This is a genomic window from Halalkalibacterium halodurans (assembly GCF_005671335.1).
Classification (GTDB): Bacteria; Bacillota; Bacilli; order Bacillales; family Bacillaceae_D; genus Halalkalibacterium; species Halalkalibacterium halodurans.
In genome coordinates, this window is sequence record NZ_CP040441.1 from 1,805,097 (window position 1) to 1,829,752 (window position 24,656).

Here is a 24,656-nt window from a genome sequence, read left to right on the forward strand (position 1 = left end):
TTATGAAACTAGCAGACATATATGCACATTTTCAGGAAGATATTTTTACGATCGAGCGCGAACTAGAAGAGGCGGTTCAGGCTAGACATAATATTCTACGGAAGGCCTCTGTCCATTTGTTAAAGGCTGGTGGCAAGAGGATTCGTCCAGTGTTTGTGCTGCTGGCAGGTAAGTTTGGCACATATGATGTCAACGTATTGAAGCATATTGCCGTTCCTTTAGAACTTATTCATATGGCTTCTCTCGTTCATGATGACGTGATCGATGACGCTGACTTAAGGCGAGGAAAAAAAACGATCAAGTCTCAGTGGGACAATCGGATTGCCATGTATACTGGTGATTACATGTTTGCGAAAGCCGTACAAACGGCAACCTATTTCGATGATCCAAACATTCATCAAATCATTTCAAATGCTATCAACGAGATGTGCCTCGGTGAAGTTGAGCAAATCCGTGACCAATACAACCCGAATCAACATCTGCGCATTTATTTCCGAAGAATTAAAAGAAAAACCGCTCTGTTAATAGCAGTAAGCTGTCAATTAGGAGCGCTAGCTGCGAAGGCAGATTCAGCGATTGTGCAAAAGCTATATTACTTCGGTTATTACGTAGGGATGTCCTTTCAAATTACTGATGATGTTCTTGACTTCGTCGGTACGGAAGAGCAGCTAGGGAAGCCGGCAGGAAGTGATTTACTGCAAGGAAATGTGACCCTACCCGCTTTGTACGCTCTCCACCACGATATGCACGCCAAACGATTGATTGAACAGGTGTTGGCTGATCGAGGCAACAACTCGGTTCATATGGAAGAGGTCATTGCCGCGATTGTTTCATCTGGAGGCATCGATTACGCTCTATCGATCAGCGATCTTTATTTGAAAAAAGCCATGCGAATGCTTGATCATCTACCTGATGATGAGCCGAAACAATTTTTACAAGAAATCGCCAATTATATTGGCAGACGAAAATTTTAACGGAATCGAAAAGTGACGTCTTGATATTCAACGATCAAGACGTTTTTCACGCTTTCTTAAATCTAATTGCGGAATTTCCTGATTTTTGCTACAATCATGGAGGAATGACCATACATAAAAGAAAAGGTGAGGGAAGAACATGGAACGTACATATTTAATGATCAAACCTGATGGAGTTCAGCGCAATTTGATTGGAGAGATTGTTTCTCGCTTTGAAAAGAAAGGGTTTACATTAATCGGCGCGAAATTGATGACGGTTACAAAAGAGCAAGCTGAAACACATTATGCCGAGCATAAAGAGCGTCCATTCTTTGGGGAATTGGTCGATTTTATTACGTCCGGTCCGGTTTTTGCAATGGTTTGGGAAGGGGAAAACGTGATTGCAACCGCACGGAAAATGATGGGTGCAACGAACCCTGCCGATGCCGAGCCAGGAACGATTCGTGGAGATTTTGGGGTCCAAGTAGCGATGAATGTCATTCACGGCTCAGACTCACCAGAAAGTGCTAAACGTGAAATTGATATTTTCTTTGATTCTTCAGAGCTTAATGAATATGACAAGGTCGTCAATCGCTGGGTATAACATGTTTAATTATTTTGTTTATAACAAGGCTGTCTCATGATCAGAGACAGCCTTTCTGTGTTTCCTTCCGTTTCTGTACAAATGATTCGCAAGCTCACCGTGATTTTAGCAGGTGGTTTGCGCTTTTCGAAAATCAGCTCACCCAAGACCGAGATTTGAATGTATAATAAAAGAAAAAACAACCACTGAAAAAAAGGGAGTCGAAACAAGGAGCTTATGGCAGACGATTATAATTGGTTCATTGAACAAGTAAAAGAGCGGACAGGGATTGATTTAAATCTTTATAAAGAAACGCAAATGAAGCGGCGGTTAATCGCTCTCCGAGAGAAGCGTAATTACCAAGATTTTCGTAGTTACTTCACAGCGATGACGAATGATGATACGCTGCAGAACGAATTTTTGGAACGAATGACGATCAATGTATCCGAATTTTTTCGCAACAGAAAACGGTGGGATGTTCTTGATGAGACGATCATTCCTCAGCTTTTAAAGGAAAAAAAACGGCTAAAAGTTTGGAGCGCTGCTTGTTCAACTGGTGAAGAACCGTATACGCTAGCAATGATTTTACAGAAGCATTTACCTCTCAAGGATGTATCGATTCTAGCGACGGATATTGATCGAGCCATTTTACAACAAGCGAAAGTAGGCTATTATACGGAGCGTTCGCTAAAAGAAATTCCTGTAGAGTTGAAAGAGCGCTTCTTTACAAAAGATCGCGCGGGTTACTACGTGAGCAATGAGCTTAAACAAGCCGTCACTTTTAAACAACACAATTTGCTTGCAGACCGATTTGAACGGGACTGTGATTTAATTGTCTGTCGCAATGTGTTAATCTACTTTACAGAAGAAGCGAAGCGTGAGCTTTATCACAAATTCAGCGAAGCTCTTCGTCCAGGCGGAGTCCTGTTTGTCGGTAGTACCGAGCAGATTTTTGAAGCATCTAAATATGGACTTGAGACGAATGAGACATTTTTTTATCGTAAAGTGTGACACAGCAGGTGAGTCCCTGCTGTGTTTTGTTCCTTTAACTCTGAAGCTTGGGTTGTTCATTGATTCAACTTAACCACGTTCGATCGTTCAGAAGAAAATTGTCATTTATGCTGAATTTGTAAATGCCTTTTGCTAAAATGACAGATGATAAACAAGACCGATGTTTAAAAAAACATCGTGAACGAAAGACACAAATGATAAAGTATGTTATAATTTAACGCACAAAAGCAATAAAGAGAAGATCGGGTAGGAGGAGAGAGTCGAGATGAGGTATTTGACAGCAGGGGAATCACACGGTCCCCAATTAACGACTATTATTGAAGGTGTGCCAGCCCAACTAGAGCTGGTAGCCGATGACATTAATGTCGATTTAGCTCGTCGACAAGGTGGTCACGGCCGTGGGAGACGAATGCAAATTGAAAAAGATCAGGTGCAAATCGTAGGTGGTATCCGTCACGGTAAAACGACGGGTGCACCGATTGCCCTTGTTGTAGAAAATAAAGATTGGAAGCACTGGACGAAAATCATGGGCGCAGAACCTCTTACTGGCGACGAGGAGAAAGAGATCAAGCGAAAAATCACTCGTCCTCGTCCAGGACACGCCGACTTAAATGGCGCTATTAAATATGGTCATCGTGATATGCGAAATGTCCTTGAACGGTCCTCCGCTCGGGAAACAACTGTTCGAGTAGCAGCAGGAGCCGTTGCGAAAAAAATCTTGCGCACATTTGGAATTGAAGTGGGAAGCCATGTGTTAGAAATTGGCGGAGTCAAGGCGGAAAAAACTTCGTACGATCAATTGTCGAACCTAAAAGAGCTTGCGGAAGCTTCACCTGTGCGTTGTCTTGACAAAGAGGCTGAGCAAGAAATGATAGCGGCGATCGACCAAGCGAAAGAAAATGGTGACTCGATCGGCGGTGTCGTAGAAGTGATCGTCGAAGGTGTACCAATTGGACTTGGAAGCCATGTTCATTATGATCGAAAGCTCGATGCGAAAATTGCCGCAGCGGTGATGAGCATCAATGCTTTTAAAGGTGTCGAGTTTGGAATCGGCTTCGAGGCGGCCTCAAAGCCAGGTAGTGAGGTTCATGATGAAATTGCATGGGATGAAGAGAGAGGCTACTACCGGAAATCGAACAACCTCGGCGGGTTTGAGGGAGGAATGACGAACGGGATGCCGATCGTTGTTCGCGGGGTGATGAAGCCGATCCCAACCCTTTACAAGCCTCTTCAAAGTGTTGACATTGCGACGAAGGAACCTTTTGCTGCAAGCATCGAACGTTCAGATAGCTGCGCGGTGCCAGCAGCAGCCGTTGTAGCGGAAGCGGTCGTCGCTTGGGAAGTGGCCAATGCCCTTCTCGAAAGGTTTGGCGCGGATCAAGTAGAAGAGATTGAAAAAAACATTCGAGAATTCAATGAAAAGGCGAGGTTGTTTTAATGCCGGTTTTGACTGTCCATACATCGTCAAAAGTATATGATGTTACGGTAAAGTCGGGGGTGCTATCGCAGATAGGCTCATACATAGCTCCCCTGCGCCCTTCGGCGATTCTCATAGTGACCGATGATCAAGTGGCAGACCTTTATTTGGATACCGTGAAATCAAGCCTGCATAATCTTGCCCCTTTGCATGCCGTCGTCTTGCCGAACGGAGAAGAGACGAAATCTTTTGATAACTATTATGCGTTGCAAACCGCTGCCCTAGAGTATGGACTTGATCGAAAGTCAATGATTATAGCCCTTGGCGGAGGGGTAATTGGTGATTTAGCTGGTTTTGTTGCGGCGACCTACATGCGCGGAATTGCTTACGTTCAAGTGCCAACGACGCTTCTTGCCCATGATAGCAGTGTAGGAGGGAAGGTGGCTATTAATCATCCTCTTGGTAAAAACATGATTGGTGCGTTTCATCAACCGGAGGCGGTTCTTTACGATCCACAGGTGTTTGCCACCTTACCGGAGCGAGAGTGGCGTTCTGGTTTTGCAGAAGTGGTGAAGCACGGATTAATAAAGGATGCCGCGTTTTATGCATGGTTACAGAAGTATATTAACGATTTTTCTCGGATTCAAGGAGAAATAGCCGAGGAGCTTCTGCTCCGTTCGATTCAAGTAAAGGCCAATATCGTGGCAGCAGATGAAAAAGAAAAAGGGGAACGAGCCTTATTAAACCTCGGGCATACACTCGGACATGCGATTGAAGCGGAGCTCGGCTACGGAAAAATCACTCACGGCGAAGCGGTTGTTATCGGGATTATCTTCGCCATGAAACTGAGTGAAAAAGTGTACCATCAATCGCTACCGATCCAAGACCTAGAAAAATGGCTCAAATCTCTTGGCTATGAAACGAGGATTCCAAAAGGGCTTGATACAGGTGCCCTCATCGGAACGATGAAAAAGGACAAAAAGGTAGAGCGTGGAGTGATCCGTTTTGTCTTGCTTGAGGAAGTGGGTCATGCTGTCATCAAAGAGGTAGATGAACAGCTCATCCGAGAGCTATTGAATGTTGAAATAGAGGAGGAGACAACATGATCGTGCGTGGGGTAAGAGGAGCAACGACGGTCAAAGCAAATCAAGAGAAGGAAATCTTGGATGCAACCGAAGGGTTAATGCGTACCATCTGCGAAGAAAATGAGATCGATCCAGAGAACGTGGCGCAAGTCATTCTAACGGTGACAGAAGACTTAACGGCAACCTTTCCAGCGAAGGCGCTACGTCGTCTTGCTGGTTGGACGCATGTTCCGGTCATGTGTGCTCAAGAGATTCCTGTGCCGAATGGGCTTGAAAAATGTATCCGTGTCATGATCACACTCAATACAACGAAGGCACAGAGTGAGATTCATCACGTATATTTAAATGAGGCGGTTAAGCTACGACCAGATTTGCAGTTGACAAAAGATTCCTAATCACGGTAGACTTAATAGCAAGTAGTAAAGCTTAGTTTACCAGTTTAGTTGAGATGAGAATGAAGAGTTGAGGAGAGTCGAGCTGAGGAAAGCCGATAAGTGGAACCAAGGCTAGCTCGAACAAAAAAAGGAGTTGGAAAGTCGTCCTTTCCATCACCTTTGTTAGAGTTAGCCTTTTTTAGATCACTTTTTAAAACCCTCATTTCGAATGATTCCTCGTTCCTTCATTCCTACAAAAAGGAGTGAGAGATCGATGAACGTAACCCCTTTTTCGGCTGTTAAAGCAGCCAACCAGCAGTTTCGCACAATTCCCGTAATCGGTGAATGCTTTGCCGATGCTGTTACCCCGATTCATATTGTCCAGCAACTTGGAGACGAAGTGGCGTTTATTTTAGAAAGTAAGGACGACGAATCCCCATGGGCAAGATTTTCATTTATTGGTCTGAACCCGTTTGTGGAGTTAATAGAACGAAATGGTCTCTATCAATCAATCAGCCGAAGCGGCTCGATTCTTGTGGAGACGGATGACTTTAAATCGTGTCTACAACAGACGATTGACGTTTTGGATGTACAGCCATTGGAGCGGGAACTACCGTTTTACGGCGGGGCTGTTGGCTATATGGCGTATGATGCGATTGAAACAATTGAGAAAGCATTGGCAAATGCAAGAGAGAGTGAGGCGCCTCTCTATCATTTTCTTTTTTGTGAGACGCTGATTGTCTATGATCATATAGAAAAAAAGCTAGCGGTCATCTACTTAAGTACTGAGGATGGAGGATCCCTTGATACACGGTATAAATGTGCGGTCAATACCATCGAAACAGTGGTTGAAACGATTCATAAACGGCGGGACGGCGATCGGCTGTTACGTCCTGCACCGGTCCAAGATGAAGTCTCGTTTCAAGAGGTATCCTCTAACTATGAAAAAGAAGCATTTCTTCGCGACGTAGAACGAATTAAGGAATATATTCGCGCAGGTGATATTTTTCAAGCGGTTTTATCACAGCGCTTTGAACGTGAACTATCGGTCCGTGCCCTTGACGTCTATCGCGTCCTGAGAATGATTAACCCATCTCCTTATTTGTTTTACATTAAGTTTCATGACGTAGAGGTTGTCGGCAGTTCTCCTGAGCGGCTCGTTCAAGTCCAAGATGGACATGTGGAAATCCACCCGATTGCTGGAACGAGAAAAAGAGGGGCAACACGGGAGGAGGATGAGGCATTAGCCAAGGAACTGCTAGCTGACGAAAAAGAGCGCGCCGAGCATTATATGCTTGTTGACCTTGCACGTAACGACATTGGTCGGATTGCAGAATACGGGACGGTCAAGACGCCAACCTTGCTAGAAATCGGTAAATTTTCACACGTGATGCACATCATTTCAAAGGTGACAGGAGAGTTGAAGCAAACGCTCCATCCGCTAGATGCGCTTCGCTATGGGTTTCCAGCAGGAACTGTTTCTGGTGCACCAAAAATTCGGGCAATGGAAATTTTAAATGAATTGGAGCCGACAAAGCGAGGGATTTATGCAGGAGCGATCGCGTACTTAGGGTTTGACGGAAACATCGATTCTTGCATTGCCATTCGCACGATGATCGTCAAAGACGGCCGTGCTTATATCCAAGCAGGTGCTGGAATTGTCGCCGATTCAGTACCCGAAAATGAGTACGAAGAGACGAGAAACAAAGCAAAGGCGTTGCTAAAGGCGGTAGAAATGGCTGAAGCCATGTTTGCGAAAAAGGAGGCGACCCCGCGTGTTTAAGGAAACGTTACGAGAATGTATGGAGGGACATACGTTAGCTGAACGGAAAGCCGAACAAGTGATGGATGCGATCATGAAAGGGGAGGCGACGGCAAGTCAAATCGCTAGTTTATTAACCGTATTACGCTTTCGTGGGGAGACCGTTGCGGAGATGACGGGCTTTGCGAGAGCGATGCGACGCCATTCCATCCAAATTGAACACTCGTTTTCACAAGTGGTCGATACGTGCGGAACAGGAGGAGATGACGTAGGGACATTTAATATTTCCACCGCCACGGCTCTTCTTGTCTCCGCATTAGGTGTACCAGTCGCAAAGCATGGAAATCGTGCTGTTTCATCCAAAAGCGGAAGCGCTGATGTTCTTGAAGCGTTGCAAATCCCGATCCAAAGCAGTCCAGAAGAGGCGACGGCTTCATTACAAAAGCATAACATGTGCTTCATGTTTGCTCCACTTTACCATGTGGCGATGAAACATGCGGTCGCACCAAGGAAAGAAATTGGGTTTCGTACGATCTTTAATTTGCTCGGACCGCTTACGAACCCGGCTCGTGCAGAGCACCAGTTGATCGGTGTTTATGACCGAAACTTTGCAGAGAAAATGGCGGAAACGTTACGTCGCTTAGGAACGAAGCACTCCCTTCTAGTAGCAGGTCACGGCGGTTTGGATGAATTATCGATCACAGGGCCGTCTACTGTATTTGAGGTGAAAGGAGATGCGATCGACCGATATGAGTTAATACCGGAAGACGTAGGGCTGGAACGTGGTGATTTGGCTCAGATCCAAGTAAGTACCGTTCAAGAAAGCGCCACGCTCATTGATCAGGTCTTAATTGGAAAAGCAAACAAATCAGCTCAACAGATCGTATTATTGAATGCAGGTGCGGCGTTATATGCAGCCGACCGCGTCGATTCAATAAAAGCGGGAGTTGCGCTCGCGAAGGAAGGGGTTGCTTCCGGACATGTAGCCGATCATGTGCGGAACTTACGACAAACAGATCAGGAGGCGGAGCAACATGCTTGATACTATTTTGCAAACGAAACGAGAGGAGATCGAGCGTTTAGCATTACCAGAACAGGTTGAAGTGAAGAAGGTATCATTATATGATGCTTTGCGCAAACCGAATCGATCGCTCGGTTTACTTGCAGAGGTAAAAAAAGCCTCCCCATCAAAAGGGCTCATTCGTGCCGATTTTCATCCTGTTGAGATCGGCAAGAGCTACGAGGCTGCTGGTGCGGACGCGATTTCCGTGTTAACAGATGAAACGTATTTCCAAGGGCATCGTGACTATTTGACAAAGGTGAAGCAAGCGGTAAACATTCCTGTGTTGCGTAAAGATTTTATTATCGATCGGGCGCAGATTTTAGAGTCGGTTCGAATCGGAGCCGATGCGATTCTATTAATTGTCAGCACCATTCCTACGACACGGTTAAAAGAACTGTACGATGAAGCCCATGAGCTTGGGCTAGAATGCTTAGTGGAAGTCCATAGCGAGGAGGAAATCGCTGAGCTATTCTCCGCCTTTACACCAACACTGATCGGCGTCAATAATCGTAATTTAAAAACGTTTGAAACCGATGTGGCCCAAACGGAAAAAATGGCCCAAGTTATCCCTCATGGAACGATGTTTTTAAGTGAAAGTGGGCTTCATACGTATGACGATTTGCAACGGGTCAAGCGAGCGGGAGCCACGGGTGTACTAGTAGGTGAATCGCTCATGCGGGCTTCTTCACCAGAAGAAGGGATTCAGCATTTGTTTGGAGGCGAACCAGTTGCAACCGATGCTTAAATATTGCGGAAACCGGTCGCTGGAAGATGTTCAAGCAGCTGCCACTTCAAAAGCCGATTATTTAGGGTTTGTGTTTGCTAAAAGCAAGCGGCAAGTGACGGTAAATGAGGTGACACGTTGGCTTGATCAGGTCAATGTAAACGGGAAAAAGCTAGTCGCCCTATTTGTCAATGAGCCGATTGATCAAATCGTAAATGTAGTGAAGCAAGGCCTATTTGATGTGATTCAATGTCACGGTACGGAAAACCGAGACTACATTATGACGTTAAAGGAGCGAATCGACCTCCCTGTGTGGAAGGCGATCCACCATTCAGGTCAAGGGCTGCAGATGATGAGAGCTCTAGAAGGGGTTGTCGAAGCTTTCGTCGTTGATGCAAAGGTCGAAGGTCAGTGGGGGGGCACGGGTCAGTCATTTGACTGGCACGTAGTCCCTCTCTATTTACAAGAAGGCAAGAGACAGCAGGTTCCTGTATTTATTGCAGGGGGAATCAATCCACATAATGTGGAGCTGCTTCTTCCTTATGGACCATGTGGGATTGATATTTCAAGTGGAATCGAGGAAAATGGACAAAAGAGTTCGGCGAAAATTTGTCAAATTGAAAAGAAGGTGTTAGGCGATGACAGTCACATATCCAGATGAGCGCGGACGGTTCGGCACGTTTGGTGGTAAATACGTGCCAGAAACATTAATGAGCGCGATTGAAGAATTGGAATTAGCGTTAAACGATGCGATGAACGATGAAGCGTTTATTCACGACTACAAAGAACACCTGCGGGAATATGCAGGTAGGCCAACGGCGCTTACGTATGCAAAAAATATGTCCGAAACGCTTGGCGGCGCAAAGATTTATTTGAAGCGAGAGGACCTTCTCCACACGGGGGCTCACAAGCTCAATAATGCGATGGGGCAAGCGCTTTTGGCCAAGCGAATGGGCAAGAAAAAAATTGTCGCCGAAACAGGCGCAGGTCAGCACGGAGTCGCAACGGCAACGATTGCCGCTCGTTTCGGTTTAGAGTGCAAAGTGTTCATGGGGGAAGAGGACATGGAACGGCAAGCGTTGAATGTTTTTCGCATGGAGCTATTAGGAGCGGAGGTCGTTCCTGCTACGTCCGGCAGCAAAACGCTTAAAGATGCAACCAATGAAGCGATTCGCTATTGGGTGACCCATGCAGATGACACCTTTTATTTAATCGGTTCCGTTGTCGGTCCCCACCCATATCCACAGATGGTTCGTGACTTTCAACGGATTATTGGCGATGAATCTAGGGTTCAGTTCCAGGAAATAACTGGAACGTTGCCGACAGAGGTGATCGCATGTGTTGGTGGTGGCAGTAATGCGATAGGAACGTTTTACCCATTTTTAGAGGATGACGTGAAGCTTATCGGCGTGGAAGCGGCGGGCAAAGGAGTCGAGACTTCTCAACATGCGGCGACGATTACGAAAGGACGAGTAGGTGTCATTCACGGATCGATGACCTACTTGCTTCAGGATGACGCTGGGCAAATTACCGAGCCGTATTCGATTTCGGCTGGGCTTGACTATCCAGGGGTCGGACCTGAGCATGCCTATTTAGCCAGTACTGGTAGAGTCAAGTATGACGCAGTGACCGATAAAGAGGCGCTCGACGCGTTAAAGCAATTGTCAGTCCATGAGGGGATCATTCCTGCTGTTGAGTCGGCACATGCTCTAGCGAAAGCATTTGAGCGGGCCAAACAGCTTTCACAAGAGGAATCCATTCTCGTTTGTCTTTCAGGGCGCGGAGATAAGGACGTGCATACATTAATGAAACATTTTCGAGGTGAGGGGCATGAGTAGGTTAGAGGCGGCAGTCAACGGCAAAAAGAATGTATTCATTCCATTTATTACAGCCGGTGACCCTAATCCAGAAGTGACGATTGAGTTAGCTCTCACACTTGAGGAAGCAGGAGCTGACATATTGGAACTTGGCATCCCATATTCGGATCCATTGGCGGATGGTCCAGTCATTCAGGCTGCCTCAAAGCGGGCATTAAAACATGAAATGACATTAGAAAAAGCTCTTTCCCTCGTTCCGAAAATGAGAGCGCAAGGGTTAACCATTCCTGTGATTGTCTTCACGTACGTGAACCCACTGCTTCAATACGGTGAAGAACAATTTGTGAAACGGGCGGCTGAATATCAAGTGGACGGTATTCTCGTTCCGGATATGCCATTTGAAGAAGGGGAGGCCTTGCAAGCAGCGTGTCAAGAGCATAACCTGTCCCTCATTTCCCTCGTGGCGCCAACATCGAACAAACGGATTGAAAAAATCGCCGCGCGAGCACAAGGTTTCGTCTATTGCGTCTCCTCGTTAGGAGTGACCGGACTCCGGGATGAGCTTGATCCTCGCGTTCACGAGTTTTTACAAACGGTAAAGACGCACGCCTCCGTTCCGGTTGTCGTTGGCTTTGGTATCTCAAGACGCGAGCAAGTCGAAGCATTGGCGGAAAATGCCGACGGTGTTGTCGTGGGGAGCGCGATCGTTAAGCTAGTTGGTGAGCTAGAAGACGAACTTAACGATCCAGAAAAACGGGAAGATGGACTGTTTAAAATAAAAAGGTTTGTTTCTGAGCTCATTTCATCGTAACATAGAGAGGAAGATCCTTTTACAAGGTGAGGTGCTAAAGTTGAAAATTAAGCCGCAAATTATCGGTTTGCCTCCATATAAGCCTGGAAAGCCGATGGAAGATGTGAAGCGAGAGCTCGGATTAGAGACTGTCGTCAAGCTCGCTTCAAATGAAAACCCGTTTGGTGCATCGCCGAAAGTAGCGGAAGCGATTCAGGAAGCGTTACATCATACGGCGATTTATCCTGATGGCTATGCGCGAACATTGCGGGATAAAGTTGCTCATTATGTAGGGGTAGCACCGGAAGAGCTTATTTTCGGAAATGGCTCCGATGAAGTCATTCAAATTTTATGTCGTGCGTTTTTGAATGAACAAACCAATACTGTTATGGCAGAACCGACCTTTTCTCAATATAAGTTAAACGCCGTCATTGAAGGAGCAGAGCTTCGCGAAGTTCCACTAAAAGATGGTGTCCATGATTTGGATGGGATGCTTGAGGTGATCGATGAAAACACGCGGATTGTCTGGGTATGCAACCCGAACAATCCGACCGGTACGTACGTTAGCGCTGAGGCGTTTCAGTCGTTTTTAGCCAAAGTTCCTGAGGATGTGCTCGTCGTTTCTGATGAGGCGTATGTGGAATATGTGACCGCAGATGATTATCCTGACACAGTTCCGATGATTCGTACGTACAAAAACCTAGTCGTGTTGCGCACATTTTCCAAAGTGTTCGGTCTAGCCGCTTTACGTATCGGATATGGCGTAGCCAATCAAGCACTCATTGAAAAAATTGAACCTGTTCGCCCACCTTTTAACAACAGCACGTTTTCGCAAGTGGCAGCTGTCGCCGCTTTAGAAGACGAAGCTTTCGTTCAATCGTCGGTGGAAAAAAACAACGAAGGGATGGTGCAGCTAACCGAATGGTGCTCACGTATGGGACTTGATTATTTCCCTTCGCAGACCAACTTTTTGCTTATTCATGTTAATCGTTCCAGTGATGACGTGTTTAATGCGATGTTGAAAAAAGGATACATTATTCGTTCTGGACGGGCGTTAGGTTATCCAGCCTGGATTCGTATAACGATTGGCTCAAAAGAACAAAACGACGGCTGTCTCGCAGCACTAGCTGATGTTTTAGCAGAGGAATTGACAACGCAACACCTGTCGTAAGGGTAGGAAAGAAACAGTCCCCCTTCTTCGCGGCAGTTAGGCGAGATCTTTTTCCAAAAAGGGGAGATCTCCCTTTTTCTGTTTTTTGGGTGAGAAAGGAGAGAACGTACATTGGCTCAACGTACAGTGTTCATTATTGGGCTTGGGTTGATCGGTGGTTCGATTGCCCTAGCGATTCGAAAAGAACACGATGTCAAAATGATCGGATTTGATGTCAATGAGCATCAAGTGAAAATGGCCCTCTCTCTAGGGGTCATTGACGAAGAAGCATCAACAATGGAAGAGGGAGCAAGCCAAGCCGATTTGATCGTGCTCGCCACACCTGTTGCTCGTACAACTAGAATTTTGCAACAATTGGCAAAGCTACCTTTGAAAGCAGATGCCATTGTCACCGATGTGGGAAGTACGAAAAAAGAAATCATGGAAGAAGCTCAGTTCCTTGAGGAGAAGAGAATTACTTTTATTGGTGGTCATCCGATGGCTGGTTCCCATAAAAGCGGAGTCGAGGCCGCGCGTGCCCATCTGTTCGAAAATGCTTTTTACATATTAACACCTTCAAAGGAGCTTACCGTAAAACCGATCATTCAATTGCAAAATTGGTTAAAAGGGACAAAAGCGAAGTTCATTGAAATGACACCGGATCAGCATGATCGCCTCGTAGGAGCCATCAGTCATTTTCCTCATATTGTTGCGGCCAGCTTGGTTCACCAAGTAGCCAAAATCGAAAGTGAAGACCCGATGGTTTCAAGACTTGCTGCAGGTGGCTTTCGTGATATTACAAGAATCGCTTCTGGTAGTCCGATCATGTGGCGGGACATCCTGCTTCATAACAAAGATTCGCTCTTGCAATTGTTGGAAACTTGGGAGCGGGAAATGGAATTTGTTAAGCAGGTGATCGAAGAGGAGGACGAGGAGAAAATTCTTCAATATTTTCACGAAGCGAAGGTTTTTCGAGATGGTCTGCCGATTCATAAAAAGGGTGCCATCCCGTCGTTTTACGACTTGTATGTGGATGTTCCTGATCACCCAGGTGTGATCAGTGATGTGACTAGAATTTTAGCGAATGAAAAAATAAGCATTACCAACATTCGGATTCTTGAAACAAGGGAAGACATTATGGGGGTGCTTCGGTTGAGCTTCCGTTCTGAGGAAGATCGGGAACAGGCCAAACGCGTGTTGCAAGCAGAAATGTATGAAACTTATTTAATGTAAGGATGTGAGACAATGGAAAACAAAACAGTAACCCCTCATGCGAAAGGGCTAAAAGGTACGATTAAGGTTCCGGGAGATAAATCGATTTCCCACCGTGCGGTCATGTTTGGCGCACTCGCCAAAGGGACAACAACGGTAGAAGGGTTTCTACCAGGGGCTGATTGCTTAAGTACGATTTCTTGCTTCCAAAAATTAGGGGTATCGATCGAGCAAGCTGAAGAGCGAGTCACTGTAAAGGGAAAAGGCTGGGATGGTCTACGGGAGCCAAGCGATATTTTAGATGTGGGCAATTCAGGGACGACGACAAGGTTAATCCTCGGTATTTTATCTACTCTTCCGTTTCATTCGGTTATCATTGGCGATGAATCGATTGGCAAACGGCCAATGAAACGAGTCACAGAGCCATTAAAATCAATGGGCGCTCAAATTGACGGGCGCGACCATGGGAACTTAACACCACTTTCGATTCGCGGGGGACAGCTAAAAGGGATTGATTTTCACTCGCCCGTTGCGAGCGCACAAATGAAATCGGCGATCCTTTTAGCTGGTTTGCGAGCGGAAGGGAAAACGAGTGTAACTGAGCCGGCGAAAACCCGGGATCATACGGAGCGAATGCTTGAAGCATTCGGAGTTAACATCGAAAAAGATGGGCTGACCGTGTCAATTGAGGGAGGACAAATGTTAACGGGACAGCATGTCGTTGTACCTGGTGATATTTCTTCTGCTGCCTTTTTCCTCGTAGCTGGTGCGATGGTGCCACACAGTCGTATCACGTTAACGAATGTAGGGATCAACCCGACGCGAGCAGGCATTCTCGAAGTGCTCAAACAGATGGGAGCAACGTTGGCGATGGAGAATGAACGTGTGCAAGGCGGTGAGCCAGTGGCGGATTTGACGATTGAAACGTCAGTGCTACAAGGAGTTGAAATCGGGGGTGATATCATTCCGCGGTTAATTGACGAGATTCCAATCATTGCTGTCTTGGCCACCCAAGCGTCTGGGCGAACGGTCATTAAAGATGCGGAGGAGTTAAAAGTAAAAGAAACAAACCGAATTGATACGGTCGTTAGTGAACTTACAAAGCTCGGGGCATCGATCCATGCGACCGACGATGGAATGATCATCGAGGGGCCAACGCCATTAAAAGGAGGAGTGACTGTCTCGAGCCATGGCGATCATCGCATCGGCATGGCCATGGCGATCGCCGCTTTGCTTGCGGAGAAGCCGGTAACAGTTGAGGGGACAGAAGCGATTGCGGTTTCTTACCCGTCCTTTTTTGATCACCTAGATCGATTAAAATCGGAATAAGACATTAGGTGGTATACGTATTTGATGCGTGGCCACCTTTTTTCTTTGCAAACCTAGGTTTTCCTTCAAATTCACTACTAGACAAATTTATTTTAATTTTTTGAATGAACTTATTGACTTCTACCACCAATAAGTTATAATAAAGTCAGCGTATGGTTTCTCTCCACTCCTATCCATACTATACTCCTTATTAGCAATTTATTTGCTAAAGCTTAATTTGAAAGCGCTTCCGCTTTTAGGTTAAGCTCTTTTTTTGTTCTTTTTCCACGGCTCGATTCATAGCTTGTCTATAAGCAACGAATCGGGAGGGGAGTAATGGTGACATATGTCATTCAAGGCATTTTAAAAGAAGAAGAAGACCGGATGGTACGGCGCTCGTTTCTCATTAAAGGGAATGAGATTGCCTACGTAAATGGTCGCTTAGATAAGCTAACGTTCATACGGATGAACGGAGATCAGTTTTGCATGGCTCCAGGCCGTGTCATGAACAACGACGAATTAGAAACGAATTTGTCCATCTCCTCATTTAAGAAGACGTTAACTTCCATGATCGAAAAAGGGTGTACGTCGGTCGTTTACTTTGCTTCTGCGAACTATGAACGGCAATTGCCATTCGTCATCAAACAAGCGTACCATCGAATGAACAATTCGTTCATTGATTATGTCATAGGCTTGTCACTACCGGCACATTTACTCCGTCCCTCCGTCCTGAGATTTTGTAAAAAAGAAAAAATTCCTGTGCTACGATTTAGTCTTCAATCGATCGACGACTTGTATGACGTCCCATGGTCTCGCTTGCAGGACGTTCTTTATTCCTACCCTATCGTTCTTTTGCCGAATATGAACCAATTGCTGGAAGATGAACGGAAGCTTGCGGAGGACCTTTGGGTCAGCTTGTGTGAAGCTCATCGGATTTATGGTACAACCCACCCGCCGAACAGCCTAGAAGCATGGCCTAAAAACTTGTTAAAATTAGCCGGTCTGTATCCAAAGAAGGGGGAACTTCGGGTCGGCGGTGATGCGGATTACTTATTGTATTATGTGGCTAGGACAAATGCCACGCTTGCTGAGACGTGTGATCTTGATTATGATAGAGACAAGCCAAATGTCGTTGTGTTACGAGGGTCTGTGTTAAAAGCCAATGAGGTTACTTCCATTCGTCCGGGGGGTGGAAGGCGTATTCGCATCACCCGACCTGGTCAGTTTATTCCTGTCTCGGAAGCGAGTCATTGGGGTATGTAAGAATGAGGGCATGGCATCGTGAGAACGGTGCCTTTTCCTTTCTGCTTCCGCCGTTATTGGCGGACACAGTTTTTCTAATAATGAATAAACAAGTGAGAAGGCCAAAGAGGAGCGAATGGGATGAGATTGATTGAACAAGCGATTGAAAAAATTGAGAGCGGACAAGTGACTGAAGGATTGACTACTTTAGAGGAAGCGGCGAAAACCGCTAACCATGAAATGAAATATACAGTTGCTGAAACGTATTATGAATTAGGTCACTTAGACAAAGCGCAAGCGATCATTGACGAGCTTTTAATGCTTTATCCAGATGAAGGGGGCTTGTATACATTTGCCGCCGAAATCCTCATTGATTTAAATAAAGAAGATGAAGCGATTGAGATGCTTAATGAGATTAAAGAGCAGGATCCCGCTTTTTTACAAGCGCAATTATTACTTGCTGACCTTTATCAGCTCCAATCATTAGATGAGGTGGCGGAACAAAAGCTACTAAAGGCATACGAGGTAGCTCCGAATGAACCGATCATTTCTTTTGGCTTAGGGGAATTTTACTTAGAACGGGGAGACTATATAAAAAGCATCCCCCATTTAAAACGAGCTAAGCATGGTGGTTTAACAAATGATCAAGTGAATGTAAGTTTAAAGCTAGCGGAAGCCTATAGTGGTAGCGGGCAGTTTGAAGAAGCGCTGCCTCATTATGATGAGGGATTAAAACAGAAGCTAGATCCTCATGGGTTGTTCGGCTATGGGTACACAGCTTATTTATTAGGCGATTATGTCCTCGCGATTGAGCAATTTCAAGCATTGAAAGCATTAGATCCAGATTTTACGACCCTATACCCGTATTTGGCGAAGGCTTTAGAAGGGGAAAATCGTTTAGAGGAAGCAATGGATGTTTTAAAAGAGGGGATGATCGTGGATGAATACAACGAGACGCTCTACGTGCACGCAGGAAAGTTAAGCTTTAAAATGCAGCAGCCGTCCCAAGGCGAAGCATTTTTACGAAAAACGATTGCCTTAAACCCAGCAAATGTTGAAGCGGTTCGGACGCTGGCAGCATACTTAAAACATGAAGGGCGATTTGAGGCGTTGGTGGAGCTGATCGAGCATGTGAAAGGGTATGGGGAGGAGGATCCGCTCTTTACATGGTATGAGGCAGCTGCTTTAAAAGAAGAGGACCAATTTAAAAAAGCTTATGAGCTTTATCAAGAAATCTCTGTCGCCTTCAGTGAAGATCCTGACTTTTTAGAGGAATATGGGGATTTCTTGCTCGAGTATGGCGATCGCGCGAAAGCGTTAGAACAATACCGAGCCGCTTTAACAGTAGACCCCCATCGTCTGCATGTAAAGGAACGGATTTATGAATTGGAGCTTCAAGGGGAAAATTAAAAAAAGTTAGAGGTATTTTCGTCGCCGAAGCCGAATGAATTATGGTAGGATGATATCAAAGGAAACGCCTGAACGTGCAAATGGCATTAGGAGGGGTATGGCGCATGGACGGCATTATTCCTGTTGTTGAAAAAAAGGATTTTTTGCGGTGGTTTTTAAAGGAGTTTACGTTGAAAAAGCGAGAATGTTCGTGGCTGCTTAATTATTTAATGAGCGATGATGATCTGATGGAGAACGTTCATTTTGTAGAAGAAGCAGAACGTTGTCCAAAGGCGCTTATTATGTCCACAAATGATGTGCATACAGTCCCTTTTTGTTTTCATAAGTATCAACAGGTCACAATGGATGCAGAAAAGGCGTTTCATGACATTCGCATGAATCCCGAGGAGGCGATCTACATCCAGCTTCATTTTTCCGGTGCAAAACATAACCCGAACTACATCGCCGTTTTAGAAGATAACCCGTACGTGCCTGAAAACGAGGATTTAATCGCAAAGCAGAAAAAACTGGCAGAGGCCTTTTTAGAAAGGTCCGTTCAGTCCTTTGAAGAAAAGGAGCTGCTTCGCCGAATCGATGAAGCGTTGGATGCGCGGGATAAAGAGACGTTCCTCACGCTCAGTCAACAATTGCAACATTTAAGACAACACTCTGATTAAAGGTTTTCCCCTTTGATCAGAGTTTTTCTGTGGATAAAGAAAGGGTAATTGGAGATGCCTTTTCTTTTTTGTTTTTGAAAATATAGTGAAGATCGTTTCCCTGAAATAGTGGCTATGATATGGTTATATTGACAAACTACACGAAACCAAGCAAATTACGTTAGATAGGAGTTTGAACGGATGAAGTGGAATACGAATGATGTGGACGTTTATTTGCAAGAACAAGAGTACATTGATACGGCCGTCCTTTCTTTACTACCTGTTTCGTTTGCTGAGGATAAAAAGAGTAGATTGGAGCAATTTGAGTTTGCCTACACCCTTTCGAATGAAGTAGAGAAACAGTTTAAAGGAAGGATCGTCCAGTTTCCTTCCTTCACGTATCATGTCTCTGAGGAGCAAGAACAAGCAGTTGAGCGATTGCAAGTATGGTTAGATGATCTGAATACTCTTGGAATGAAGCATATTTTTTTAATTACGTCAGATAGTAATTGGAAAGGATACGAAAAAACCTGTGAGGAGAACGTAGAACTCGTTTGGGTGCCATCGATTCCTTTAGCCCATCTGGACGGGCAAGTGAAGCATAAAATCATCCAAGACCAATTGAACCAGCTGATCCCGATTATGACAAAGAAGTGGCAAAATCGGTAACAGTGCGAAGAGAGAATTCGTTTCATACCTTCACGCAATTGACAGTCGGTTCACGTTTTTGTAATATTGAGTATGTCCTAGTATGAATGTGTCTTACTTGTCCGTTTGGACTGAATTAGTATAGGTAGGGGGGGATATCAAGTGAGCGAAAGAGAGCACAAAGTTTCTCGCCGTCAGTTTCTTACGTATTCTTTAATGGGTGTCGGTGGATTTATGGCTGCTGCGGCGTCTTTGCCGATGGTACGGTTTGCCCTTGATCCAGCGCTAAAGGCTGGCGCAGAAACGGAGCTTCATTACATCTGTGATTTGGATGATTTGACAGAAGAACCACAATCTTTCAATTTGCAGTATGCACAGCAAGATGCATGGTATGAATCAGAAGCAAATCATACGGTCTACCTGTTTAGACATGGCGAAGAAGTGGTAGCCCTTTCATCCACATGTACGCACTTAGGGTGTACCGTTGCTTTTGGTACGAATGAAGATCATCCGGATCAGTTCTTCTGCCCTTGTCATTTCGGACGTTTCGAGAAGGACGGTACAAACGTTCCAAACTTGCCGCCTCAACGACCACTTGACCGTTATGAAGTATCGGTTGAAGATGGTAAAGTGTACCTCGGATCATTAATTCAAAACAGATAGGAGGGGGGTTCATAGATGTTACAGAGATTATACGACTGGATTGATGAGCGGTTTGATTTAACACCGATTTGGCGTGATATTGCGGACCATGAGGTACCAGAACACGTCAATCCTGCCCACCATTTCTCAGCCTTTGTCTACTGTTTCGGTGGCTTAACCTTTTTTGTAACCGTTATTCAAATTTTATCTGGAATGTTTTTAACGATGTACTACGTGCCAGATATTATCAATGCGTATCAATCGGTTGCATACTTACAAAACGAAGTGGCTTTTGGTGTCATCGTTCGTGGGATGCACCACTGGGGCGCAAGTCTTGTGATCGTGATGATGTTTTTACATACGTTACGTGTATTTTTCACGGGATCCTACAAGAAGCCTCGTGAGCTTAACTGGGTCATCGGGGTTCTTATTTTCTTCGTGATGCTCGGCTTAGGATTTACGGGATACTTGCTACCTTGGGATATGAAAGCTTATTTTGCCACAGTTGTAGGCTTGCAAATTGCTGAAAGTGTTCCGATTATTGGTGACTTTGCGAAAACGCTACTGGCCGGTGGAGAAATTATTGGTGCGTCGACGCTCGCTCGTTTCTTTGCGATTCACGTCTTCTTCCTACCAGCAGCCTTACTTGGTCTAATTGGTGTTCACTTTTATTTAATTCGAAAGCAAGGTATTTCTGGACCGTTGTAAGCCACCCCAACGATTTTTATCATTACGTTATATAGGAGGGAATGTGGTGAAAAAAGGTAAAGGCTTAAAATTTGTAGGAGATTCCCGGTTAACGACGAAAGAACACCGGATGGCTAACGTGCCTAAAGATTATTCTGAATACCCAGGTAAGACCGAGGCGTTCTACCCGAACTTCCTCCTAAAAGAATGGATGGTCGGTGCCGTTTTCTTAACCGGATACTTGCTTTTAACAGTTGCTCATCCTGCGCCATTAGAGCGTATGGCTGATCCGACTGACTCAGGATATATTCCACTTCCTGACTGGTATTTCTTATTCTTATACCAGCTCTTGAAATACCCATTCGCATCTGGAGATTATAATGTTATCGGAACGGTTGTTATGCCTGGTCTTGCGTTTGGTGCCCTTCTGCTAGCACCGTGGCTAGACACTGGTAAGGAGCGCCGCCCGCTCCGTCGTCCGATTGCTTCAGGATTAATGCTCCTCGCGTTTGTGCTCATTGCCTATTTAACATGGGAATCGGTTGACCAGCATGACTGGGAAGCAGCTGCAAAGCAAGGGGAAATTGTTGAACAGGAAATCGATACAGAAGCGCAAGGATATGAGATTTACTCAAATCAACAGTCATGTATCGGCTGTCACGGAAACCAGCTTGAAGGTGGAGCTTCAGGTCCTAACTTAATCGAAAGTGAAAAGACCGTCGACGAAATTAAAGAGGTCATTATTAACGGTCAAGGTGACATGCCTGGAGGAATGTTCGAAGGAACAGACGAAGAACTCCAGATTCTTGCAGAGTATATCGCCAACGATGGATTTGACCCAGAAGATTAATGGGATGAAAAGCTGACTGTCTCGTCAGCTTTTTTCTTTTTCACATGTTGTTACCGTTGTTATTGATAAAGGGGGAAGCATCTGCCATGTGGATCAAGCACCATTTGTTCTCATTTTTAGTCCGAAAAGACATACTATGGGCCCTGTTGGTCATCAACTTTCTCGGCACGGTTTACGGTTACATATGGTACACAGATCAGCTGGCGCAAACACCAGCGCATTTTTTGATTTTCGTTCCCGATAGTCCGACGGCTAGCTTATTTTTCGTCTTTGTGTTAATAGCTTTTTTACAGAGGAAAAATTGGCCCCTTTTTGAAGCATTTGCTGCTGTTACTTTAATAAAATATGGGATTTGGGCTGTGGCTATGATTCTCGCAGGTGCTGCCGCCGGCGATACGCTCAACTGGCAACATTACATGCTCATCTTCTCCCACGGCGGCATGGCGATCCAAGCATATTTGTACATGTCTTACTACCGCATCCGTTTGTGGCATCTTCTTGTCGTCTCTAGCTGGACGCTCTTGAACGATTATATTGATTACGCCCACCTTATGCATCCTTGGGTATCGAGACGGTTAAACGACTATGTGATTCCTGAAATTGCTATGTTTACCGTCGGGTTAAGCTTGTTTAGTATTTTATCTGTCTATTTCTTGTCGGTGCGGGGAAAGGCAGCGAAACGTTCGCTAGAGTAATTCCAAGGAAGCAAGGCCTTCTTGTCCTTTTTTAGGTCTACTCTTGTCCACACCTACATAGGATGGGAGTAGATGAAGGAGGGACGATGGTATGCGTGTAGTAATAGCTGGTCTATGTTTCCTAGTTTTATTTCTCTCTCCCGTCCACCTAATGTACGGAGAATCAGATTCACAAGATACATGGAAAGAGTTGAATCGCACATCGGATCAAGTACTACAGCTTGTGAAGCAGGAAAAACTGGAAGAAGCCAAACAGCTGCTTGATTATTTTCAAACTCAGTTCGTCAAAGCGGATTATGAGGATCGTAAACTATCCATGACATCGCTTCGTACAGTGACGACTTCATATGAGCGAGCGAATCAGGCAGTGACGGCAACGAATATGGGACTTGATGAACGAATCAGGCATGTTACGGAATTTCGTCTCGTCGTCGATGCAATCGTGAGTGAGCACCATCCTTTATGGCTTCATTCTGAAACATCGATCATGCACGCGTTAACGCGAATGAAGGAAGCGATCCAGGCGGAGGATCATCAAGGCTTCCAGCATCGTTTAAATGAATTTTTAAACCATTATCAAATGATCCGGCCCTCTTTGACGATTACATTAGAACCGGCCCATTTACAGCAAGTTGAATCACAGGTGAGCTACATGGAAAATTTTCGGATGGAACGATCGGCAGATGAAGTCGAAAACCATCTGAACCTTATGGAGGAAACGTTCACCGCTCTATTTGCACAAGTGAAAGAGGATAGTGCTGATCCGTCTCTGCTTTGGGTAATGTTTACAATCGGGGGCATGATTATCACTTCTTTATCGTACGCTGGCTGGAGAAAATACAAAGGGGAAAAGAGCAAAGTGAAAGTCAAAGAATAGTCACATTTTGCGTAGGCAAAAAGTTTGACATCATTGCACGCTTTTTCTACACTTAGAAGTAAGAAATGTTGAAAATAGAGGTGGTACGACGAAATGGGTTTTTTGATTTACTTTGCGCTATTAATCATCATTCCGCTTTGGGCACAAATGAAAGTGAAGAGCGCCTACAAAAAGTATTCCAAGATCCCTGCTTCATCAGGAATGACGGGAGCTCAAGTTGCTCGTAAAATTCTAGATGACAACGGGCTTTATGATGTCCGCGTGGAGGAAGTGCGTGGCACGTTAACAGACCATTACGATCCACGTGATCGAACGGTACGTCTCTCATCACAAAATTTCCACGGCACTTCGGTGGCCGGTGCGGCAGTTGCAGCCCACGAGGTTGGTCACGCCATTCAAGATGCCCATGACTACGCGTTTCTTCGCTTCCGTCATGCCCTTGTGCCAGTTGCCAATTTCGGCTCGAATTTTTCGTTCATCTTAATCATCGCTGGGATTCTTATGCAGGCGTCGGGCTTGCTTCTCCTAGGGATCGTCTTTATGGCAGCAGCGGTGCTGTTCCAGCTCGTTACCTTGCCAGTCGAGTTTGACGCGAGCAACCGGGCGATGAGCCAAATCGTCTCAGCAGGCGTCATCCGTAATGATGAAGAACGGGAAACACGGAAAGTGCTTAACGCTGCAGCGTTAACTTACGTAGCGGGCGCGTTAGTGGCTCTGTTAGAATTGGCTCGTTTTATCCTCATGTATATTGGGATGAACGACGACTAATGGTTTGGGTAAAAGCTTGAGTTCTGAATGGAACTCAAGCTTTTTTGTCATTTTAAACGCCGAGTGGTTTTTTGTTTTCATCTAGGGTAAAGCCTTCCCCGATCACATCTTGCACGTCGTTCACCGTAACGAAAGCGTGGGGATCGATTCGCTCTACTAACGACTTCAATCTAATTAATTCGTTTCGTCCTACGACGCAATATAAAATTTCCTTCTCCGTCCCGGTAAAGCTCCCTTTCCCTTTTAAAGTTGTCGCTCCTCGTTCCATCTCTTTTAAAATCGTATCGGCAATCGCTTCCGTATGCTCTGAAATAATAAAAGCAGCCTTCGCCGAATACGCCGTCTGCTGAATGAAATCAATCACCTTTGCGGCAATAAAAACAGCGAGCAATGTATACATCGCTTCTCGGTAGTTTAAATAGATGAGAGAGGAGGCGATGACGACGGCATCAAACATAAACATCGTTTTACCCATACTCCAGCCGAGGTAGCGAAATCCAAGTTTTGCAATGATATCGACACCGCCCGTTGTCCCACCAAAGCGAAACACAATCCCTAGCCCTGTTCCGACGAAAACACCAGCGAACAAGGCGGCCAGCGTCATGTCGTCATGTAAAGGAATGTCCATGAACTTCCAACGTTGAAACATCTCAAGGAAGACGGACACAGAAACGGTGCCAATGATCGTGTAAATGAGGGTGACTCGGCCGAGAATTTTCCATCCAATTAGCAAAATAGGGATGTTTAGCACGAGATTCGTCACAGCGGGGTTGATTTGAAACATGAAATAGAGAATGAGGGTAATCCCAGTAAAGCCCCCTTCTGCTAAATTGTTTTCCATATTAAAATAAACGAGACCGAATGAAAAAATCGCGGAGCCTAAAAGAATGAAAACGATGTTTTTCCATTTTAATCGATAGGCCATAACGTGCTCCTTTCTTCCAACATGATAG

The 24,656-nt window shown here is 45.3% G+C and carries 26 protein-coding genes; 25 read left to right on the forward strand and 1 reads right to left on the reverse strand.

The features are described 5' to 3' along the window. Positions 1 to 2: 2 nt before the first annotated feature. From hepT to FED51_RS09050, 25 genes are all read left to right on the forward strand, one after another. A complete protein-coding gene (gene hepT, locus FED51_RS08930) occupies positions 3 to 974 on the forward strand; it encodes a heptaprenyl diphosphate synthase component II (protein WP_053431358.1) in 972 nt (323 codons plus the stop codon). A 139-nt stretch (positions 975 to 1,113) separates the two neighbouring features. Further along, the gene (gene ndk, locus FED51_RS08935; protein WP_010897816.1) at positions 1,114 to 1,557 is read left to right on the forward strand and encodes a nucleoside-diphosphate kinase; all 444 of its coding nucleotides are present in this window, start codon (positions 1,114 to 1,116) and stop codon (positions 1,555 to 1,557) included. A gap of 216 nt (positions 1,558 to 1,773) precedes the next feature. Further along, positions 1,774 to 2,547: a CheR family methyltransferase gene (locus tag FED51_RS08940; protein ID WP_134228669.1), complete on the forward strand. Its 774-nt coding sequence runs from the start codon at positions 1,774 to 1,776 to the stop codon at positions 2,545 to 2,547. A 265-nt stretch (positions 2,548 to 2,812) separates the two neighbouring features. Then, positions 2,813 to 3,985 (forward strand): chorismate synthase, encoded by a 1,173-nt coding sequence (gene aroC, locus FED51_RS08945; protein WP_053431355.1) that lies wholly within the window; start codon positions 2,813 to 2,815, stop codon positions 3,983 to 3,985. Next, positions 3,985 to 5,070, forward strand: a complete 1,086-nt coding sequence (aroB, locus tag FED51_RS08950) for a 3-dehydroquinate synthase (RefSeq protein WP_138090394.1) — start codon at positions 3,985 to 3,987, stop codon at positions 5,068 to 5,070. Before aroC ends, aroB begins: the two co-directional genes overlap by 1 nt. Then, on the forward strand, positions 5,070 to 5,444 hold the full coding sequence (gene aroH, locus FED51_RS08955; RefSeq protein ID WP_041821419.1) for a chorismate mutase: 375 nt from the start codon (positions 5,070 to 5,072) through the stop codon (positions 5,442 to 5,444). The genes aroB and aroH overlap by 1 nt, the downstream gene beginning before the upstream one ends. A 253-nt stretch (positions 5,445 to 5,697) precedes the next feature. Next, positions 5,698 to 7,206 (forward strand): anthranilate synthase component I, encoded by a 1,509-nt coding sequence (gene trpE, locus FED51_RS08960; RefSeq protein ID WP_138090396.1) that lies wholly within the window; start codon positions 5,698 to 5,700, stop codon positions 7,204 to 7,206. After that, on the forward strand, positions 7,199 to 8,227 hold the full coding sequence (trpD, locus tag FED51_RS08965) for an anthranilate phosphoribosyltransferase (RefSeq protein ID WP_053431352.1): 1,029 nt from the start codon (positions 7,199 to 7,201) through the stop codon (positions 8,225 to 8,227). The genes trpE and trpD overlap by 8 nt, the downstream gene beginning before the upstream one ends. Then, complete coding sequence (gene trpC / locus FED51_RS08970; RefSeq protein ID WP_053431351.1) at positions 8,220 to 8,993, forward strand: indole-3-glycerol phosphate synthase TrpC; 774 nt, start codon at positions 8,220 to 8,222, stop codon at positions 8,991 to 8,993. Before trpD ends, trpC begins: the two co-directional genes overlap by 8 nt. Further along, positions 8,977 to 9,633, forward strand: a complete 657-nt coding sequence (locus tag FED51_RS08975; RefSeq protein WP_138090398.1) for a phosphoribosylanthranilate isomerase — start codon at positions 8,977 to 8,979, stop codon at positions 9,631 to 9,633. Before trpC ends, FED51_RS08975 begins: the two co-directional genes overlap by 17 nt. After that, positions 9,611 to 10,810, forward strand: coding sequence for a tryptophan synthase subunit beta (gene trpB, locus FED51_RS08980; protein WP_138090401.1), 1,200 nt, complete (start codon positions 9,611 to 9,613; stop codon positions 10,808 to 10,810). Before FED51_RS08975 ends, trpB begins: the two co-directional genes overlap by 23 nt. Continuing rightward, positions 10,803 to 11,600 (forward strand): tryptophan synthase subunit alpha, encoded by a 798-nt coding sequence (trpA, locus tag FED51_RS08985; RefSeq protein WP_138090404.1) that lies wholly within the window; start codon positions 10,803 to 10,805, stop codon positions 11,598 to 11,600. The genes trpB and trpA overlap by 8 nt, the downstream gene beginning before the upstream one ends. 40 nt (positions 11,601 to 11,640) lie before the next feature. Then, on the forward strand, positions 11,641 to 12,750 hold the full coding sequence (gene hisC / locus FED51_RS08990; protein ID WP_053431348.1) for a histidinol-phosphate transaminase: 1,110 nt from the start codon (positions 11,641 to 11,643) through the stop codon (positions 12,748 to 12,750). Positions 12,751 to 12,861: 111 nt separating this feature from the next. Further along, positions 12,862 to 13,962: a prephenate dehydrogenase gene (locus FED51_RS08995; RefSeq protein ID WP_053431347.1), complete on the forward strand. Its 1,101-nt coding sequence runs from the start codon at positions 12,862 to 12,864 to the stop codon at positions 13,960 to 13,962. 12 nt (positions 13,963 to 13,974) lie between these two features. Next, positions 13,975 to 15,270, forward strand: coding sequence for a 3-phosphoshikimate 1-carboxyvinyltransferase (aroA, locus tag FED51_RS09000; RefSeq protein WP_053431346.1), 1,296 nt, complete (start codon positions 13,975 to 13,977; stop codon positions 15,268 to 15,270). A 315-nt stretch (positions 15,271 to 15,585) separates the two neighbouring features. Next, a complete protein-coding gene (locus FED51_RS09005; RefSeq protein WP_138090407.1) occupies positions 15,586 to 16,512 on the forward strand; it encodes a hypothetical protein in 927 nt (308 codons plus the stop codon). Positions 16,513 to 16,632: 120 nt separating this feature from the next. Beyond that, positions 16,633 to 17,901 (forward strand): tetratricopeptide repeat protein, encoded by a 1,269-nt coding sequence (locus FED51_RS09010; protein WP_138090410.1) that lies wholly within the window; start codon positions 16,633 to 16,635, stop codon positions 17,899 to 17,901. Positions 17,902 to 18,005: 104 nt separating this feature from the next. Continuing rightward, entirely contained in the window at positions 18,006 to 18,557 is a 552-nt protein-coding gene (locus FED51_RS09015; RefSeq protein ID WP_010897832.1) for a ReoY family proteolytic degradation factor, read from the forward strand. A 180-nt stretch (positions 18,558 to 18,737) separates the two neighbouring features. Next, positions 18,738 to 19,205: a YpiF family protein gene (locus FED51_RS09020; RefSeq protein WP_134228680.1), complete on the forward strand. Its 468-nt coding sequence runs from the start codon at positions 18,738 to 18,740 to the stop codon at positions 19,203 to 19,205. 141 nt (positions 19,206 to 19,346) lie between these two features. Next, complete coding sequence (locus tag FED51_RS09025; RefSeq protein WP_010897834.1) at positions 19,347 to 19,847, forward strand: Rieske (2Fe-2S) protein; 501 nt, start codon at positions 19,347 to 19,349, stop codon at positions 19,845 to 19,847. Positions 19,848 to 19,862: 15 nt separating this feature from the next. Next, complete coding sequence (qcrB, locus tag FED51_RS09030) at positions 19,863 to 20,534, forward strand: menaquinol-cytochrome c reductase cytochrome b subunit (RefSeq protein WP_010897835.1); 672 nt, start codon at positions 19,863 to 19,865, stop codon at positions 20,532 to 20,534. A 46-nt stretch (positions 20,535 to 20,580) separates the two neighbouring features. Continuing rightward, complete coding sequence (locus FED51_RS09035) at positions 20,581 to 21,363, forward strand: menaquinol-cytochrome c reductase cytochrome b/c subunit (protein WP_010897836.1); 783 nt, start codon at positions 20,581 to 20,583, stop codon at positions 21,361 to 21,363. 86 nt (positions 21,364 to 21,449) lie between these two features. Continuing rightward, positions 21,450 to 22,058 carry a DUF1405 domain-containing protein gene (locus FED51_RS09040; protein WP_138090413.1) on the forward strand — a complete coding sequence of 203 codons (609 nt, stop codon included), beginning with the start codon at positions 21,450 to 21,452 and terminating at the stop codon, positions 22,056 to 22,058. Positions 22,059 to 22,149: 91 nt separating this feature from the next. Beyond that, positions 22,150 to 22,935, forward strand: coding sequence for a sporulation protein YpjB (ypjB, locus tag FED51_RS09045; protein ID WP_138090415.1), 786 nt, complete (start codon positions 22,150 to 22,152; stop codon positions 22,933 to 22,935). A 93-nt stretch (positions 22,936 to 23,028) separates the two neighbouring features. Next, a complete protein-coding gene (locus FED51_RS09050; protein ID WP_138090417.1) occupies positions 23,029 to 23,703 on the forward strand; it encodes a zinc metallopeptidase in 675 nt (224 codons plus the stop codon). A gap of 52 nt (positions 23,704 to 23,755) precedes the next feature. Here the strand turns inward: FED51_RS09050 and FED51_RS09055 are convergent, their stop codons facing one another. Further along, positions 23,756 to 24,628: a YitT family protein gene (locus FED51_RS09055; protein ID WP_010897840.1), complete on the reverse strand. Its 873-nt coding sequence runs from the start codon at positions 24,626 to 24,628 to the stop codon at positions 23,756 to 23,758. Positions 24,629 to 24,656: the final 28 nt, after the last annotated feature.